13 protein-coding genes are annotated in these 16,669 nt (G+C 66.2%); 4 read left to right on the top strand and 9 right to left on the bottom strand.

Annotation, left to right across the window (positions count from 1 at the left end):
• The first annotated feature begins 59 nt into the window (after positions 1–59).
• Entirely contained in the window at positions 60–917 is an 858-nt protein-coding gene (locus tag ACP8JZ_RS08185) for a protein NO VEIN domain-containing protein (protein WP_323464388.1), read from the top strand.
• Here ACP8JZ_RS08185 and ACP8JZ_RS08180 read toward each other — a convergent pair.
• The gene (locus tag ACP8JZ_RS08180) at positions 903–2,087 is read right to left on the bottom strand and encodes a DUF2891 family protein (RefSeq protein ID WP_484482388.1); all 1,185 of its coding nucleotides are present in this window, start codon (positions 2,085–2,087) and stop codon (positions 903–905) included. The two genes, ACP8JZ_RS08185 and ACP8JZ_RS08180, sit on opposite strands and share 15 nt — an antisense overlap.
• Before the next feature lie 467 nt (positions 2,088–2,554).
• Here ACP8JZ_RS08180 and ACP8JZ_RS08175 point away from each other — a divergent pair, with 467 nt between their 5' ends.
• The 3 genes from ACP8JZ_RS08175 to ACP8JZ_RS08165 all read left to right on the top strand — a co-directional run bounded on the left by ACP8JZ_RS08175 (position 2,555) and on the right by ACP8JZ_RS08165 (position 6,385).
• Positions 2,555–3,457, top strand: a complete 903-nt coding sequence (locus tag ACP8JZ_RS08175) for a TIGR01777 family oxidoreductase (protein WP_306517792.1) — start codon at positions 2,555–2,557, stop codon at positions 3,455–3,457.
• 450 nt (positions 3,458–3,907) lie between these two features.
• Positions 3,908–5,374 carry an MDR family MFS transporter gene (locus tag ACP8JZ_RS08170; protein WP_484482829.1) on the top strand — a complete coding sequence of 489 codons (1,467 nt, stop codon included), beginning with the start codon at positions 3,908–3,910 and terminating at the stop codon, positions 5,372–5,374.
• Positions 5,375–5,410: 36 nt separating this feature from the next.
• Positions 5,411–6,385 (top strand): rhomboid family intramembrane serine protease, encoded by a 975-nt coding sequence (locus ACP8JZ_RS08165; RefSeq protein WP_484482387.1) that lies wholly within the window; start codon positions 5,411–5,413, stop codon positions 6,383–6,385.
• A 116-nt stretch (positions 6,386–6,501) separates the two neighbouring features.
• Here ACP8JZ_RS08165 and ACP8JZ_RS08160 read toward each other — a convergent pair whose 3' ends face one another.
• The 8 genes from ACP8JZ_RS08160 to hemE all read right to left on the bottom strand — a co-directional run bounded on the left by ACP8JZ_RS08160 (position 6,502) and on the right by hemE (position 16,069).
• A complete protein-coding gene (locus tag ACP8JZ_RS08160; RefSeq protein ID WP_323457094.1) occupies positions 6,502–7,032 on the bottom strand; it encodes a nucleoside/nucleotide kinase family protein in 531 nt (176 codons plus the stop codon).
• 632 nt (positions 7,033–7,664) lie between these two features.
• A complete protein-coding gene (locus ACP8JZ_RS08155; RefSeq protein ID WP_484482828.1) occupies positions 7,665–8,519 on the bottom strand; it encodes an HhH-GPD family protein in 855 nt (284 codons plus the stop codon).
• Between the two features lie 97 nt (positions 8,520–8,616).
• The gene (hemL, locus tag ACP8JZ_RS08150; protein WP_306517918.1) at positions 8,617–9,927 is read right to left on the bottom strand and encodes a glutamate-1-semialdehyde 2,1-aminomutase; all 1,311 of its coding nucleotides are present in this window, start codon (positions 9,925–9,927) and stop codon (positions 8,617–8,619) included.
• A gap of 125 nt (positions 9,928–10,052) precedes the next feature.
• Positions 10,053–11,036 (bottom strand): porphobilinogen synthase, encoded by a 984-nt coding sequence (gene hemB, locus ACP8JZ_RS08145; protein ID WP_306517920.1) that lies wholly within the window; start codon positions 11,034–11,036, stop codon positions 10,053–10,055.
• 25 nt (positions 11,037–11,061) lie between these two features.
• Positions 11,062–11,799 carry a uroporphyrinogen-III synthase gene (locus ACP8JZ_RS08140; protein WP_306517916.1) on the bottom strand — a complete coding sequence of 246 codons (738 nt, stop codon included), beginning with the start codon at positions 11,797–11,799 and terminating at the stop codon, positions 11,062–11,064.
• Positions 11,796–12,908: a hydroxymethylbilane synthase gene (hemC, locus tag ACP8JZ_RS08135; protein WP_323459055.1), complete on the bottom strand. Its 1,113-nt coding sequence runs from the start codon at positions 12,906–12,908 to the stop codon at positions 11,796–11,798. The genes ACP8JZ_RS08140 and hemC overlap by 4 nt, the downstream gene beginning before the upstream one ends.
• A gap of 642 nt (positions 12,909–13,550) precedes the next feature.
• Positions 13,551–15,032, bottom strand: coding sequence for a protoporphyrinogen/coproporphyrinogen oxidase (locus ACP8JZ_RS08130; RefSeq protein WP_323457098.1), 1,482 nt, complete (start codon positions 15,030–15,032; stop codon positions 13,551–13,553).
• Positions 15,029–16,069, bottom strand: coding sequence for a uroporphyrinogen decarboxylase (hemE, locus tag ACP8JZ_RS08125; RefSeq protein ID WP_306517672.1), 1,041 nt, complete (start codon positions 16,067–16,069; stop codon positions 15,029–15,031). Before hemE ends, ACP8JZ_RS08130 begins: the two co-directional genes overlap by 4 nt.
• Between the last annotated feature and the right edge of the window lie 600 nt (positions 16,070–16,669).

The following is a 16,669-nucleotide window of genomic DNA, read 5'->3' as shown; positions in this document are numbered from 1 at the left end:
CTGGCGGGGGCGGGACCACTGGTGTCTTGGGATGAGACGCGATCAGTATCCTGGGCACTATGGCGAGACGAGATGCCTGGACGGCTGAAGAAAACGCCGCCACGGTGGCTGCATATCTAGACATGCTGGCTCAGGAATTGGCTGGCCAGCCATATGTAAAATCTCATCAGCGCCAAAAGCTGATGGAGATGTTTGGCCGTAGCCGAGGTGCTTATGAACTTAAATTCGCTAATATTAGCGCGATCTTGCGTGATATGCACTGCCTCTATATCAAAGGTTATAAGCCACGTGGTAATTTTCAGCACTCACTCGCTGATGAGATACGCAAACAGTTGTATGCTGACTCCAATAAGGTTCTACTTAACCTGATGCAGACGTCTGTATCCGCTCAAGCTACCGAGCGGATGGACATTGCATGGACAACATCAAAAATGCCCGATCGGGTTCTAGTTGAGTACGGGGGCATGGCGCATCGTCAAGGTGGTGTTCACACCGATTACGTCGCACTCGAGGCTGCAAATACCTCGCTAGGTGTGGCTGGAGAGCTCGCAGTGCTCGAACGGGAACGTACCCGTCTTCGTGAAGGGGGTCGTGCTGATCTTGCAGATCTGGTAGAGCATGTGAGTCAAACCAAAGGTGATGGTTTAGGGTACGATATTAAATCTTACGATCTTCATGAGCATGAGCGGCACATTGAGGTCAAAACAACACGACGCGATATCAACTGGCCGATGATTGTAAGCCGCAATGAAGTTCGGGTTTCTCGTGAGCAACCCCAAAATTACGTACTGGCTCGGGTATATCAGTTTGCGGCCAAAAAGATTGGTTTGTATGAGTTGCCAGGTGATATCAATGTCACCTGTGATCTTGAACCGATCACTTTTGAAGCATTGCCTAAACAGTCAGTACTTGCTTGACGCCAACTCCGCCTGCACCGCGAACGACACCAGCCAGTGGGTGGCCATGAAGTCCCCGTCACTGATCTGGGGCTCCACCGCGCTCACCTGTCGAGCCGTGACCTGGGCGATGCGGCGCCGGACGTCCTCGTCGAGCCACGGCGCCAGGGCCCGCAGTTGCCAGGCCCGCGACAGACTCAACCCATACAGGTGCGCCAACCTGCCGTCGGTGCCGTCGATCACCTCGGGAACGGTCAGGAGGGTGTCGCCGGCCTGTCCCAGACGTGGCAGGAACGCCGACAACCAGCCCCCGAACTCCTCGTCTCGTCCCTCGACTTGGAACACCCGGGCCATGAGATGGGCCTCGCTCAACCCGGCGGAGAGGAAGTCGTGGCCACTGGGCTCCCACTCCACCGGATAGGTGTGGTCGGCGTCGAAGAAGCGGTGGGAGTGCTCGACGATTGCGGCGACGACGTCGGTGCGCCCCAGAACTCGTGCCGCGTCCAGGCACAGCCCGATGCCGAAGGCCGTGTTGTCGTGGGTGCCGGTGCGTACTGGCACGGTGAGGGTTGGCAACCAGGCCAGGAGGTTCTCGAACACCTGCTTCGCGACGATCCCGGTGGCCTCGGCCCAACCTGCTGCCTCAGGAAGTGTGCTCACTTCCGGTGATTCGCTGGTTTGCTGGGGCTCGGCGGCTCTCGCGAGTGCGGTGGTGAATGTGGTGGCCGAGGCGCAGGAGCGCTGGCTTGATCCATCACTGGTGGACGGCGCCCCCGTGGCGGCAACCACGTGTCGCGTTTCAGCGGGCCGGGCCACCTCGCACTGGGCAGCCAGCAGCGCCGCCCATCCCCAGCCGTAGGGACGCTCAAATCCGCGATGGGTGCGCAGATAATCCTTCTCCACCTGGGCGTTGGCGACGGTGAGCCGGTCATTGAGCACGTCGACCAGTTCGTTGCGGGTGGCAGATTCAATCCTCTGGGCTGCACAGGCCAACAAGGTGACGCCGGACCACTGCATGTGCGCCGAGGAGTGCCAGTCCAGACAACCATGGAAAGCCGGATGCAGCAGCCACGGGGTGACGTCGACGTCGTCCGGCCCCGAGGAATGATGGGCGGCACCCCACGGAAAGGGGCGGTTGAGACCGTCGATGATGGTACGAACCCACCCCTGGGCATGACTGATGAGGGCCATGACGAACCTCCTGACGGTATGTGCACGATCGAGGCCGCGGCGGCACCGGGCGGTCGAAACTCGACGGGTCAGGCCAGGTGCCGTGCCGTGGAATCGTCACCGACCCTACCCAGTGCCTCCCCCTATCCCGTGCCTCCAGAGGGATGCCCTGCTGCAACGAACATCCCCGCCCACTGTCCGCATTGACTCGGATCCCACGTCACGTCTGCCCATTCACGTCACGGTCTGCTCATGGGGGATGCGTCAACGCCACTGGGGTGATCGACGGCAAGCGGGTTGCAAGCGAGGACGTCGGCACATGTCGGGAGACGGCTCGGCGCAGGCGCGTAGGAGCCGGGGAATGCCTTCCAGACCCGTGCAGCAGATCGACGAGTGGTGAGGACACGCACCTGCCATGTTCACGCTCAGCTGCTTCTGGACACGATCACATTCTCGTGATGCTCGCCTTTGCCACCTAGGCTGGAAACATGCGAGTAGCCATCGGAGGGTCCACCGGTCTCATCGGAGCAGCACTGGCCACCCGGCTGCGTGAGGAAGGCCATGACGTCGTCACCCTGACTCGCCACGAACCCAGCCAGCCTTCCGACCGTCGCTGGGACCCGAGCAGTCTGTCCATCGATCCGCCGTACCTCGACGACGTCGACGCCGTCGTCAACCTGGCTGGTGCCCCGATCGCCGGTTCGCGGTGGACCGACGACTACAAGGACACGCTCGTGTCCTCCCGCGTCAACTCCACCCGGCTCGTCGTGCAGGCCCTGGAGTCGTCATCGCGCTGCCGGATCTTCCTCAGTGGTTCGGCGGTGGGCTTCTACGGCGCACACTGCGGTGACCGGTGGCTCTACGAGGACGACAGGTCCGGTTCCGGATTCCTGGCACAGGTGTGCCGCAGCTGGGAGGAGGCCGCCGCGTCCGCACCCCAGCGGGTACGCGTGGCGACGCTGCGCACCGGGCAGGTCATCAGCCCCTCCGGTGGATTCCTCGGCAAGGAGCGGCCGCTGTTCCAGTTCGGGCTGGGCGGCAAGGTCGGTGACGGCCGGCAGTACCTGTCGTGGATCAGCCTGGACGACCACGTCTCGGCCATGGTGAAGATCCTCACCGACGACACCATCACCGGACCCGTCAACCTCACCGGGCCCGCCCCGGCCACCAACGCGCAGTTCACCAAGGCCCTGGCCGAGGCGCTGCACCGCCCAGCCGTGGTGCCCTTCCCGACCCCGATCGCCAAGGCAGTGCTCGGCCCCGAACTCGTCGACGAGACGATCTGCGCCGGCCAGCGCGTCAAACCCGCCAAACTCCTCGATCACGGATTCGAGTTCCGTGACACCACGATCGCCGAGTCGATCGCCTCGGCACTTGCGCAACGCCGGTGAGCCGGCCACGGTGACGAGCCATCCAGACACCCCGGGCCGGCACCGTGGTGAAGTGTCGTGGCTCACCACGGCATGTCGCAATCCGGGCTGTCAGCCTGAAGGGCGTGGCCGCCAGGTTGTGACGGCTCTCTGCTTTTGAGGCCAAGCTCTAGACTTGCCTTGATCGCGCGTGCTCCAGCACGGACATGACACGTACGATTCCGCTCAGCGGCTTGCCGTCCGAAGTCTGCCCATCTGACCGTCACCCCAGGAGTGCCCTTGCCATCCGAGCCGTCCCCAGCAACGGACCCCACACATCTCAACCGGCATCCGGGACCGGGAGACTCCGACGCATCGTCCGAGCGCGGTCCGAGGCGGCAGCACGATCCGGCCCAGAACCCTGATCCGACCCGGAAACCGAATGGGATCCAGGGTCCCGAGCCGACTCGGGATTCGAGACGTGGGCCGGGCCTGCGGGATGCCGCACCAGAACAGGACCCGGTACCAGACCACGACCTGGCCCTGGACGCCGACGGCAAGGTCGTCACCGAGAAACGCGCCTGGCAGGCACTGCGAGCCCTGCTCATCGGTTTCTTCATGATCCTGGTCGACGCCACCATCGTCACCACTGCCATGCCCGCGATCATCCACAACCTGCATACCGACCTCACCGGCGGGGTCTGGGTGACCTCGGCCTACCTGCTCACCTACGCCGTCCCGCTGCTCATCAGCGGACGACTGGGCGACCGATTCGGCACCCGCAACATCTACGCCATCGGTATGACGATCTTCACCCTTGCATCGCTGGCCTGCGGACTGTCCGGAACCATCGGCATGCTCATCACCTGCCGCGCCGTCCAGGGGATTGGTGCAGCGCTCATGGCCCCACAGTCCATGACACTCATCACCCAGCTCTTCCCGCCGCGCATCCGCGGAGCTGCCATGGGCGTGTGGGGCGGTGTGGCCGGAGTGGCCAGCTTCGTCGGCCCCATCCTCGGTGGCGTGCTGGTGGACGGACTGGGCTGGGAATGGATCTTCCTGGTCAACGTGCCCATCGGAGTGATCGGCCTGTGGCGTGCCCTGGTCAGTGTGCCAGTGATGCCGCGTATCGCGGCGAAACTCGACTGGTGGGGAATGGTTCTGTCGGGCATCGCCATGAGCCTCATCGTCTTCGGCATCCAGGAAGGCCAGACCTACGACTGGGGCGTCATCACCGGCATCATCTCGGTGCCGCTGCTCATCGCCCTCGGCGTGGTGTTCCTGGGGTTGTTCGTCTGGTACGAACGGCACATGGAGCGCCGGGACGCACAGCCCCTGGTCCCGCTGGGGTTGTTCCGCAACCGCAACTTCACCCTGGGCAACGCCGCCATCTTCTTCGTCGGGGCCAATGTGTCGTCCTTCGGACTGGTCACTGCCCTGTACCTGCAGACCGCCCGCGGGCTCACCCCCACCAAGGCCGCTCTGCTGCTCGCGACGACAGCCGTGGCGACCGCGATCTGCTCCCCCTTCGCCGGGCGCATCCTGCAGCGTCGCAGATCCGGACGAATCGGTCTGGTGGGGACGCTGACGGTGACCGCTTGCTCCCTGTTGTGGTTCCTCCTCATGACCCCGACGACACCACTGTGGGTGTTCTCGCTCATTGGAGCCGTCATGGGAGCAGGGACGTCGTTCGTGTGGAGTCCGGTGTCCTTGACCACCACCCATGACCTGCGCCTCGACGTCGCAGGAGCGGGATCGGGCGTCAACAACGCCATCCGCCAGGTGGGATCGGTGCTTGGCTCAGCGCTCATCGCCGCCGTCATGGACTGGCGTCTGGCGGCGACCCACGGGGATCTGTCGCGTGGATTCGGCCAGTCCATGCTCGTACCTGCCATCGAGATGGGTCTGGCAGCCCTCGTCGTCGCCTTCTTCGCCGATTTCAAGGCGTCGTCCGATTAGGTACCCTCGAGGCTGGCAGCCCGACACAGGAGAACCATGAGTGACCATCCCAGCCCCTACCAGCCCGAGTCCGGCGGATCGTCCAACTGGCAGCCCGACGACACGAGTCTCGAACAGGGCCCGGCCAGCTCCGGTCCTGACTGGCAGACGCCTCCGCCATCGGGAGCCCAGCCGTGGGGTGGTGGCTCTGATGGCCGTCCGCAGGCGAAACCACGAGCCAACTCTCCGCAGCCTGGTCAGTCGCAGCCCGATCCTGCCTGGCCCCCACCCCAGGCCACCCAGATGAGCGACTCGCGATCAGGGCACTCCCGGACCACCTCGCGCGGCCGGAGGCGTCACTCCCGATCCACCACCTCCCAGACCCCGATCGTCACCTACACCATCATTGCGATCTGTGTGATCGTGTGGCTGGCAGAACTCGTGTTCCCGGGCTTCGTCGACCAGATCATTCTGGTTCCCGCGCTGGGAGCCACCCAGCCGTGGCGATTCGTCACCTCGGCCTTCGCCCACGCCCCGGAGATCGTCCACATCCTGTTCAACATGTATGCGCTGTGGGCGCTCGGGCGGGCTCTGGAGATATTTCTCGGGCGTGCCAGATACGTTGCTGCCTACGCACTCTCTGCCTTGGCTGGTGGCGTCGTCTACGTCGCGATGGCCTCACCGGGTAGTGATGGCACCGTCCTGCCCTACTGGGGGCAGGGGGTGCTCGGTGCGTCCGGGGCCATCTTCGGGCTGTTCGGTGTGCTGCTGGTGGTCCAGCGCAAGCTGGGCATGTCCAACCAGTCGCTGTGGGTGGTGCTGGCCCTCAACTTCGGCCTGGCATTCTTCTTCCCCGGGATCGCATGGCAGGCCCATGTCGGCGGATTCCTGGCCGGTCTGGCCTCGGGATGGATCTTCTTCGACGACGCCAACCGCGTCTCCCGGGGGAGCAGACCTGCCACCTGGCGGCGGATGGGAGTACTGACGTTGGTGCTCCTCGCCATTGCCGTGGTGAAGTACCTGCTGGTGTGAGTCGCTCGAGATGCGAACTGCCACGTCGAGCGGTGTGGGGAGGGTCGGTCTCGCGTCACTCACAGCCAGCCGCCCGCTCAGTCACCCTCCTGAACTGGCTTGGCCATCGGTCTGCATCACCGAGCTGGTTCACCGTCCTGCGTAGTGCAGTCCACGGTGAGGTCTGCGAGTTCGGCCGGCCGGTTGCGGGCGATGTGCAGCCCCTCCTGAACCGCCCACATCGCCCAGTACGCCTGGAACTTGGGATCGCGGCGCAGTGCCCGGCCTCGACGGGTGGGCGCGTCAAGCTCACACCAGACGCCCAACGTCGCGTGAGCCTGGTTGGCGGGGGTGAGCACCCCGGCTCCCTCGACGATCATGGGCAGGTGCGCGTCCAACTGCACTCGTGACCCGTGACGCATCTGGTACCAGTCCCAGCTGAGGTAGCTGGGTTCGGGGCTCCACAAGCTGGCGAGATCCCACACCCCGGACAGCCCCGCCCACCCGGGGTAGATGTCATCGGCATGAACCAGCTGCCAGCCCGGATGCCGGGCAGCCAGCTGGGTTGCCAGAGTCGTCTTGCCGGCTCCGGAACGCCCGTCCATGAGGATCACGGGGCGAGCCTGGTCGGTGACCTGGGCGTCGATGAGGTCGAGGACATCACACATGATGCTCAGGTCCTTGCCCTGCGGTGTCATGGTGTGCAAGGGGTGCGTCGGCCAGCAGCACGCGGATGGACAACATGGCAGCAGTCTACAAGTCTGATGATTGAGTTCTGCCTCCGGTGTGCCCCTGGCCGGTGATCGTGTCGGTTCGTCAGGAGCGTCACGGGCAGGGCGGCTCGGCCGTCCTCCATGTCGTGCCGACACAGGAGTTCTGGAACTTGATCACGAGCAGGTCTGCTCCGCGGGAGAGTGCCGCTGGAACAGATCTGCGTTGCCGGCGAGAGCGGGGGCCATGAGTCAGTTCTTCCTCCGGTTCCTCCCAGCCACGACCATTGCCATGATCGCCGTGAAGATCAGAAACTGTACGAGCCATCAGATCGACGTGCGCAACGTCCCCGCGGACGCGGTGGGAAAACTGTCCTGGCCTGGGCAGAACCCGTAGATGAAGATTCCCATGAGAGTGGCGATTTCGTGGATGGGTCATCGTGGGAAGATCCAGTGGGGATCCTTCGGTTCCTCCCATGGTGGCCGATTGTCCTTGGAAATGTTGTGTGACATCTGGCCCCAGCATTCATTCATTGCTGACGAACGTGATCTTTCCCCAGCACTGGGCGTGAGGTCTGCGAGTCGTCCCCTCACAATCGCACGGTGTCGTCCGTGCGGTGCAGCAGCCCGTCGGCGACGAGCCAGTCGAGGCAGTGTTTGGCCTGGTCCCGGTGCGGCCAGGCCGACAGAGCCGTCTCCACCGACACCCCACCCGGGCAGTTGCGCACCACGTCCATGATCACTCCGCGGCACTGCCGGTCGGTGCCCTTCCACGGTTGGGCGCGACGGGTCGGGGCATTGTCCGGACGCCCTGTGGCCAACCAGCGACACGAATCGGCGATCGGGCACTCGGTGCAGCGCGGGGAGCGGGCCGTGCACACCAGCGCCCCCAGTTCCATCGACGCCACCGCCCATCGCGCTGGGTCGTCGTCGGGTACCAAGTCCGACGCCAGCTCACGCTCCGCTCTGGTGACCGAGCTGGGGCAGTTGCCGATCCCGCATTCGGCTCGGGCGATGAGACGACGAACATTGGTGTCCAACACCACAGCCCGACCCCCGAAGGCGAACGAGACGACCGCTGCCGCCGTGTAGTCGCCGATTCCGGGCAGAGCGACCAGCTCGTCGTGACTGCTCGGCACCTGGCCGTCGTGCTGGGTGGCGATGGCCACCGCGCAGGCGTGCAACCGCAGTGCCCGGCGCGGGTAGCCCAGCCGCCCCCAGGCGGCCACGGCGGTACCGGGTTCCTCCTCGGCCAGGTCGTCCGGGGTGGGCCAGCGCTGCATCCACTCGGTCCACGGGCCGATCACCCGGGCTACCGGCGTCTGCTGGCTCATCACCTCACTGACGAGCACTGCCCACGGGGAGGTTCCTGGCCGGCGCCACGGCAGGTCACGGCCATTGGTGCGGTACCAGGCACAGACCGTTGCCACTGTCTCGGGATCCAGGCCGCGGGGCCGGGGAGGCGGGCAGGTGAGGGAATTCGTGACGGGGCTGTCCGTTCCCGACGCCGACGTGACCGGACCGGATGCCCGATGGACGTCGTCAGCCACCGATCACCTTGGCCGCCGCCTCACAGGCTGCCGGGAGTGCAGCGGTGAAGACCTCGAAGGTCTCCTCGTCGTGGGCGTCGGAGAGGAACCACGCCTCGAAGCAGCTCGGCGGCAGGTTGACCCCGTCGTCCAGCATGGAGTGGAAGAACGCCGAGTACGCCTCCGCATTCTGCGACTTGGCGTCCTCGTAGTCATGCACCGGCTGCTCGCAGCCCAGGAAGACGCTGAACAGCGATGCCGCATTGTTGATCTGGTGCGGCACCCCGGCGCGATCCAGCGCCTCGTGCAGGGCACCACGCCACTGCTCGGAGCGAGCGTCGAGACGGGTGTAGACGCCCTCGTCGGCCAACTGCAGGGTGGTGAGCCCGGCGATCGTCGCCAATGGATTTCCCGACAGGGTCCCGGCCTGGTACACGGGTCCGGTGGGGGCCAACAGGTCCATCACCTCGGCACGTCCTCCCAGTGCGGCCAGCGGCATGCCGCCACCGACGACCTTGCCGAAGGTGAACAGATCCGGCACGAAGTGCTCTCCGTCGCGGTCCAGGACCCCCCAGTACCCGGCTGCCGAGCAGCGGAACCCGGCGAGCACCTCGTCGACGATCATGATCGCGTCGTGCTCGGCGGTGAGTTTGCGGATGGCGGTGCAGAAGCCGGGCAGCGGCGGCACGACACCCATGTTCGCCGGGGTGGACTCGACGATGACACCGGCGATCTCGTCGCCGCGCTCGGCGAAGGCCTGCTCCAAGGCGTCGACGTCGTTGTAGGGCAGCACGAGAGTGTCCGCGGTGGAGGCCGCTGGCACACCGGCCGAGCCGGGCAACCCTGCGGTGGCCACTCCGGAGCCGGCTGCGGCCAGCAGCGCATCGGAGTGGCCGTGGTACAGACCGGCGAACTTGACGATGACGTCACGTCCGGTGGCGCCGCGTGCCAACCGCACCGCCGTCATCGTCGCCTCGGTTCCCGTCGAGACGAACCGGACCTTCTGCACCGGATCCACCCGAGAACGGATCTCATCGGCGAGCATGGTCTCGGTGTGCGTCGGTGCGCCGAAGCTCAGTCCCTTCTCGGCGGCGTCCTTGACGGCCTGGACGACCTTCGGGTGGGCGTGGCCGAGCAGGGCCGGGCCCCAGGTGCACACCAGGTCGACGTAGCGGTTCCCCTCGGCGTCCCAGATCCACGGGCCCTGGGCGTGGTCGATGAACCGCGGTACCCCACCCACCGATCCGTAGGCGCGCACCGGCGAATCCACCCCGCCGGGAATGACCTTCTTGGCCTGGTCGAACAGTTCGGCATTGGTGCTCATCGGCACGCCCCTTCCCAAAATGTGTCTGTCAACGGTGTGTCGTGTGGTGGTCCGGTCACGCGCCGCTCCCATGACCTGGTGGCTCCAGCGGTCAGGAGTGGCACGCGTGGTTCACGTCATGGGTCTCAGAATTCTTCGCGCAGCCAGCCGGCGGCCTCGATCGCCCAGTAGGTGAGGACGATGTCGGCTCCGGCTCGCACGATGGAGGTGAGCGACTCGCTGATGCAACGGCGACGGTCGATCCACCCCTTGGCTGCTGCGGACTCCAGCATGGCGTACTCACCCGACACCTGGTAGGCAGCCACCGGGATGGTCACCTCGGCGGCGACGTCACTGAGTACGTCCAGGTAGTGCGAGGCCGGCTTGACCATGACCATGTCGGCTCCCTCGGCCACGTCGAGCAGGGTCTCGCGCATACCCTCGATGCGGTTGGCCGGATCCTGCTGGTAGGCCTTGCGATCGCCCTTGAGGCTGCAGTCCACGGCCTCCCGGAACGGGCCGAAGAAGGCCGAGGCGTACTTGGCGGAGTAGGCCAGGATCGCCACGTCGGTGAACCCGGCGTCGTCCAGAGCCTCACGGATCACCGCGATCTGGCCGTCCATCATGCCCGACGGGGAGACGACGTGGGCCCCGGCCCGTGCCTGGCTGACGGCCATCGCGGCGTACAGCGGCAGGGTGGCGTCGTTGTCGACGCGCCCGTCCTCGGTGAGTGCGCCACAATGGCCGTGGCTGGTGAACTCGTCCAGGCAGGTGTCGGTGCAGATGACCAGGTCGTCGCCCACCGCGTCACGCACGGCGGCGATGCCCTTGTTGAGGATTCCTTCCGGATTCCACGCCTGTGAACCGATCTCGTCCTTTTCGGTGGGCACGCCGAACAGGTCGATTCCGGCGATGCCAGCCTCGGCGGCCTGCTCGGCAAGCTTCTTGATCGAATCCAGGGTGTGCTGGTACTGCCCGGGCATGGCGCTGATCTCGCGGGGTTCGGTGAGCCCCTCGGCGACGAAGGCCGGCAGCATGAGCTGGGCGGGGGACACCCGGGTCTCGGCGACCATGCGACGCATGGCAGGGGTGGTGCGCAGTCGACGCGGCCGCACCAAGGGACGCAGCATCTCGGGCAGGGGTTTGATGGTGGTGTCAGTCATGAATCACTCCCAGGGTTGCGGTGAGAAGTCCCTCGGGCGTCGGGGCGGCTGCGACAGCAGCGGCTGGGTACCCTAGTTCGGCGAGGGTTGCGGCGGTGGGTCCGCCGATGGCAATGGGTTGTTGCCGGGTCCAGGCGAGCCCGGCCTGTTCGGTGAGGTGGGTCAGGGCGCGCGCCACCGACGATGAGGTGACGACGACCGCGGCCAGGGCCGGCCAGGCTTGCACGATGACCTCGGGCAGCTCCTCCAAGGCCGCACTGGTGTAGGCGTCGACACGGTTGACGTGACAGCCCTTGGCGGCCAGTCCCTCGGGCACCGTGGGTGCGGCGAGCTGGGAGACCGGTAGCAGGACTCGTGCGCCCTCCTCGCTCCAGGCGTCGACCAGACCGGCTCCGCTCTGGGTCTGCGGCACCAGATCTGCCTTGACGCCCAGGCCTGCCAAGGCACGTGCGGTGGCCCTGCCCACCGCGGCGACTCGCATTCCTCCCGCACGGGCCAGGGTCAAACGGTCGGGGGGAAGCATGCGCACGGCGTTGGCCGAGGTGACGACGAGCCAGTCGGTCTGCCAGGTGGCCTCCTCATGCAACTTCTCGGCGTCCGGCAGAGTGACGATCTGTGTCACTGCGGCGTGGATGACGCCGAATCCGTGTTGTTTGAAGACGGTACCGATCCGGTCGTGGGACGACTCGCGCGGCACCAGGACCGGGGGCAGGACGGCTTGGGTGCTCACCGGCCCTCCTTGCTGCCCGCTCCGGTCTGCGTACCGGGCGTGTCACCGTGAGCCTTACTGCTACGAATTTCGCTGATGGCGTCGCGCCCGTCCGGGGTTGCGGGCGTGCTCTTGGACGCCGACAGATCCGTGATCTCCCCAGCCCCGGCGTCCAGCAGGTCCTCGGCCAGCTTCTCGCCGATCCCGTAGGCGGCGGCGAAGTGCTCGGTGAGTGGGGGCAGCTCGATGCTGGCCTCCCTGTGCACCTGCTTGGTGCCGTCCAGGGAACAGACGATGGCCTGCAGATGCAGCACGTCGGGTTGGGTAGCCTTGTCGGGGCCCCCTTCGGTGAGGGTGGCGTGGGCGCCGACCGGGGCGGCACATCCGGCACCCAATCGGTTGAGCACGGCGCGTTCGGCCAGTGCCGCCAGATGGGAAGGCCGATCGTCGATGGCCTGCAGAGCCTTGGCCAGTGGTCCGTGCAGGGAGTCTGCATTGCGACACTCCACGGCCAGCGCTCCCTGGGCGGGGGCCGGCATGAGAACGTCTGTGCCCAAACGCTCGGTGATGAGTCCCGCGTGGCCGAGCCGTTCCAGTCCGGCGCAGGCCAGGATGACGGCGTCCAGATCCTCCCGGCCGCCTCCATTGGCGTACCGTCCCAGGCCCTTGACCCGTCCCAGCCGGGTGTCGACATTGCCTCGGATGTCGACGATCTGCAGATCAGGGCGTTTCGCCAGCAGCTGGGCGAATCGGCGTGGGGATCCAGTGCCCACCTTCGCCCCCTCAGGCAGATCGTCCAGGGTGAGTGAGTCGCGGGCCACCAGGGCGTCGCGCGGATCCTCTCGCGGTGGCACCGCTGCCACTCGCAGACCGATCGGCTGGGCGGTGGGCAGGTCCTTGAAGGAGTGGACGGCCACATCACACTGGGACCCGATGAGGGCGTAACGGATCGCGGTGGCGAAGACGCCGGTGCCTCCCATCTGCCGCAGTGACGCGGTGGAGGTGTCGCCGTCGGTGGTGACGTGGAACAACTCCACCTGCACACCCTGCGCTGTGAGCAGGTCTGCAACGGTCTGCGACTGCGTGGTCGCAAGTGCGCTGGCGCGGGTTCCCAGACGAATGACTGTCATGTCTCCCATCTTGTCACGAATGATTTTTGCGAGTCCGCCTTGGTTTGGGTGATCCCCTCCGGGCGAACCCGTTTCGCAGGCCCTGACCTTGTCGGCCCTGTTTCTCTGAGCTGGTTTGTCTCTCGGTGGGAGCATTCAGGGGCACCAGATCCAAGTGTTTCTACAGTACGCAGCGTGGCGGGTGTCGATTTCGCGGCGGGCCCCGTCCGGGTACTGCGCTGTCGTTCATCTAGGTACTGCACTGGTGTGTGGTTTTTCTGTTTGTGTTGCCGGGTTGTGCCATGTGGTGTGGCAGGTTCGTGGGGTGCTGACATGTTTGCCACGGGGGTGCCGTGGCGATGGGTCGGTGCGGTGCCTCAGGTTGTGACGTTTCAGAGCGCGACGTGAATGCCCCGATCCTGCGGAGCGAGGGATTGAGCCGGCACCAGCAGGACGCTTTGCTGCCGTGCCCAACCCCCATGTCGGCGGATGGCGACCGGGCTGGCCTCGTAGGGACGAGTGCGCAGGATTCAACCCCCCTATGCCGACGGCTGATGGTGATTCCGGGTCTTCCCCGGCCCCGGGGAGGCTCGGTCAACAGCGGTGCCGACCCGGGGACGAAAAACGCCCCCGGAAACAGCTCCTCAGACGGGATGTCGGTCCTCAGGCGAGCTTTCGAGCGGCGGTCCGAGCATGTGGCACCAAGGCCCCGATACCCGATCCGCTGGCCCAGGCCCCGGTGAGGGCAAGCCCCGGCATCTTCTCCAGACGTGCGTGCAACTCCTGCACCCACGCCCGGGTACGCGGGGTGGTGGGCGCCAGGGCACCGTCCCAGTGGATGATCGCCGAGTCCAGCAGCTGGTCACTCGTGAGTTTCACGCCGAACAGCACCGACGCGTCGGTCAGCGCCTGCTCGACCGACAGCGGCACCGCCTTCTCACCCTTGCGGCCGTACGAGACGCGCACCAGGTGCACGTGCGATGGGCAGGACGCTCCCAGGCTCGGCCACTTCCTCGACAGATGGGTGAGGGCCTTCGCCTTGACGGTTGTCGATCCGGGGGCGACGAGCATTCCGCCGCCACGTGGTGCCCCGTCCAGTTCCGGAGCCTGCAGTGCCAGGTTGACGTGGGCGATGGGAGCTCCAGCGGTGAGCGCTGGCCCGGTGACGTCGATCACGCCGGACAACAGGTCGAGGGCTGGGGCGGCGCTGCACGCCACGATGACCCGGTCGGTGCAGTAGGTGACCGGTTCGCCATCGGGAATCGGGGGCAGGGACGGATTGGGGTTGCGTGAGGTGGCAGCGGTGGTGACCAGCCAACGCCCGCCTTGGGCGTCGTGCCCATCCGGCGTCGGAACGTTGGCGGCCCCTGCCGTGGTGGGGGAGGCACCCGGTTCGAGTCCGGTGGGGGAGGCGCTGATGGACTTCGCCCCGGTTCGGGTGAGGATTCGGCCACCGGCGGCCTCGATCTGTTCGTGCAGGGTCTGCGGCATGCGGAACATACCACCAGCCACCGAGGCGACGACCGGGGAGTCGCCCCGGATGCGCACCTGAGCTGCGACAGCCTGCTGCAACGACCCGGTGCGCACCAGCCCGGCACGCAGTCCCGGGGCGACGACATCTGCTGAGAGCAGGTCGGGAGCCGCGGCGTGGATACCGCCAGCGATCGGCCCCACCAGTCGCGTGAGCACCTCCTCGCCCAGTCGGGTGCGCACCAGCTCCCCCAAACTCTCCGGCACCTCGTCGGGAACCGGTCGGGAGTCCAACTCGGCAGCCAGGTCGGCCGCCTTGCCCCCGATGGCGGTCACGACGTCGGCGGAGGTGACGTCGGACGGGATTCCGAGCACCGCGTCGGATGGCATGGCGAACGCCCCGTCGTCGAACCACACCCAGGAGGGCTGACGCACAGGCGGCTCGACGACCAGACCGAGTTCGGTGGCCAACTGGCTGGTGTCGGGGCGACGAGTCGCCCACCCCTCGGCTCCGATGTCGTAGGCGATCCCAGCCAGCTGTGATCCTGCGACCAGGCCGCCGGTGTAACCGCGCGATTCGACGAGGACCGGTTTCAGCCCGGCCTGGGTCAGTTGCCAGGCGGCCACCAGCCCGGCCATTCCGCCACCAATGACGACTGCGTCAACGTTTCTCACAGCGAATGCACCAGCTCCACGAGACGGGTGAGCACCTCGGGGTCGGTCTGCGCCGGAACCCCGTGGCCCAGATTGACGATGTGCCCCTCGGCCTGGGCCCCTGCTGCGACGACTGCTCGGGTCTCGGCTTCCAAGGCGTCCCACCCGGCCAGCAGCAGCGCCGGGTTGATGTTGCCCTGCAACGGCATGTCCAGGCCCGACACCATGAGGGTGGCTGCGGCATCGGACAGAGTGATCCGGTGGTCCACACCCATCACTGGGTGTGTTGAGGACTGGGCGACCACCTGGGCCATCTCGTCCATGAGATGGGTGGCATTGACCCCGAAATGCACCATGGGCAGCTCCCGATCCAGCTCGGCAAGTGCCGTCAGTGAGTGTGGGGCGACGTGAGTGCGGTAGTCGTCTGCGCTCAGCGAGCCTGCCCACGAGTCGAACAGCTGCACGGCTCGGGCCCCACCAGCCACCTGGGCTGCCAGGAATGCGGCATCGAGGCGTGCCACCCAGTCCATGAGCTCCCCCCAGGCCTGGGGGTCGGAGTGCATCATGGCGCGCGCCGCGAGGTGATCCCGGCTGGGGCGACCGGCGACCAGGTAGGCGGCAATGGTGAACGGAGCGCCGGCGAAACCGATGAGGGGGGTGGTTTCACCGAGTTCGTCGACGACGAGCTTGGCTTCCTGTTCGACGACCGCTGCGTCACCTGCCGGGATGCTGGTGAGCTTGGCCACATCGGCAGCGGTGCGGACCGGCTCGTCGACCACTGGCCCCACGCCCGGCTCGATGTGCACCCCCACCCCGGCCAGGGCCAGCGGCACCATGATGTCGGAGTACAGCACCGCCGCATCCACCTTGTGTCTGCGCACCGGTTGGCAGGTGATCTCGGCGGCGAGATCCGGGGTGAGGCACGACTGCAACATCGTCGTGCCCTCACGAGCTGCGCGGTACTCGGGCAGGGAACGCCCGGCCTGGCGCATGAACCACACCGGATGGTGATCGGGACGCTGGCCGGTCATCGCGGCCAGAAGGGCTGGAGTATTCATCACCCCTGATTGTGCCCACGTCTCGCGAGCCCGGACAAACCCGGATCCCTTGCTTTCCGGGCGGCTCGGGGTTGCCGGGGGCTTTCCGGGCAGCTCGGGGCCCCCAGGGGTCCAGTGGGTCCGACGGGGTTCGGGATTCCCGGGAGTCCAGCGGAGCTCGGGAGTCCAGTGGCTTCCATGACGCGCCCCGGCCTCAAGGCCCGAGACCCCCTTGCGGCCAGGTGGAGTGGCTCCCAGGAACACGACTCACGACGATCGGTCCTCCCCATGCCTCCCTGTGCGTGACATTCCTGCGCCCGGTTCTCCGCGACATTCCTGTACGACCCTGTCCCGTGACGCTCCTGTACGACCCCGCGGCACTCCTGTACGCCTCTGTTGTACGTCTCTGTGCGACCGCCTGCCGTCCGGGGTCCGTGCCAGCCCAGCAACGAGGTTGCCCACTGTGGTCTGCTTGTTTTCCCGGTTGTGAAACGTCTCGACACACGACGGCTGGTTCTGGTGTGCGTCATGACTGGCTTGAAGCACGATTCCTGTGCATGCGGGGATGGACTCTGGCGGGGTGCGTGCATCATGACCACTGGCGACTCGTGGTTGAATGGC

The sequence above is a fragment of the Cutibacterium sp. LaCa_286 genome, from assembly GCF_057198075.1.
This window is presented reverse-complemented; position numbering and strand designations above follow the sequence as displayed.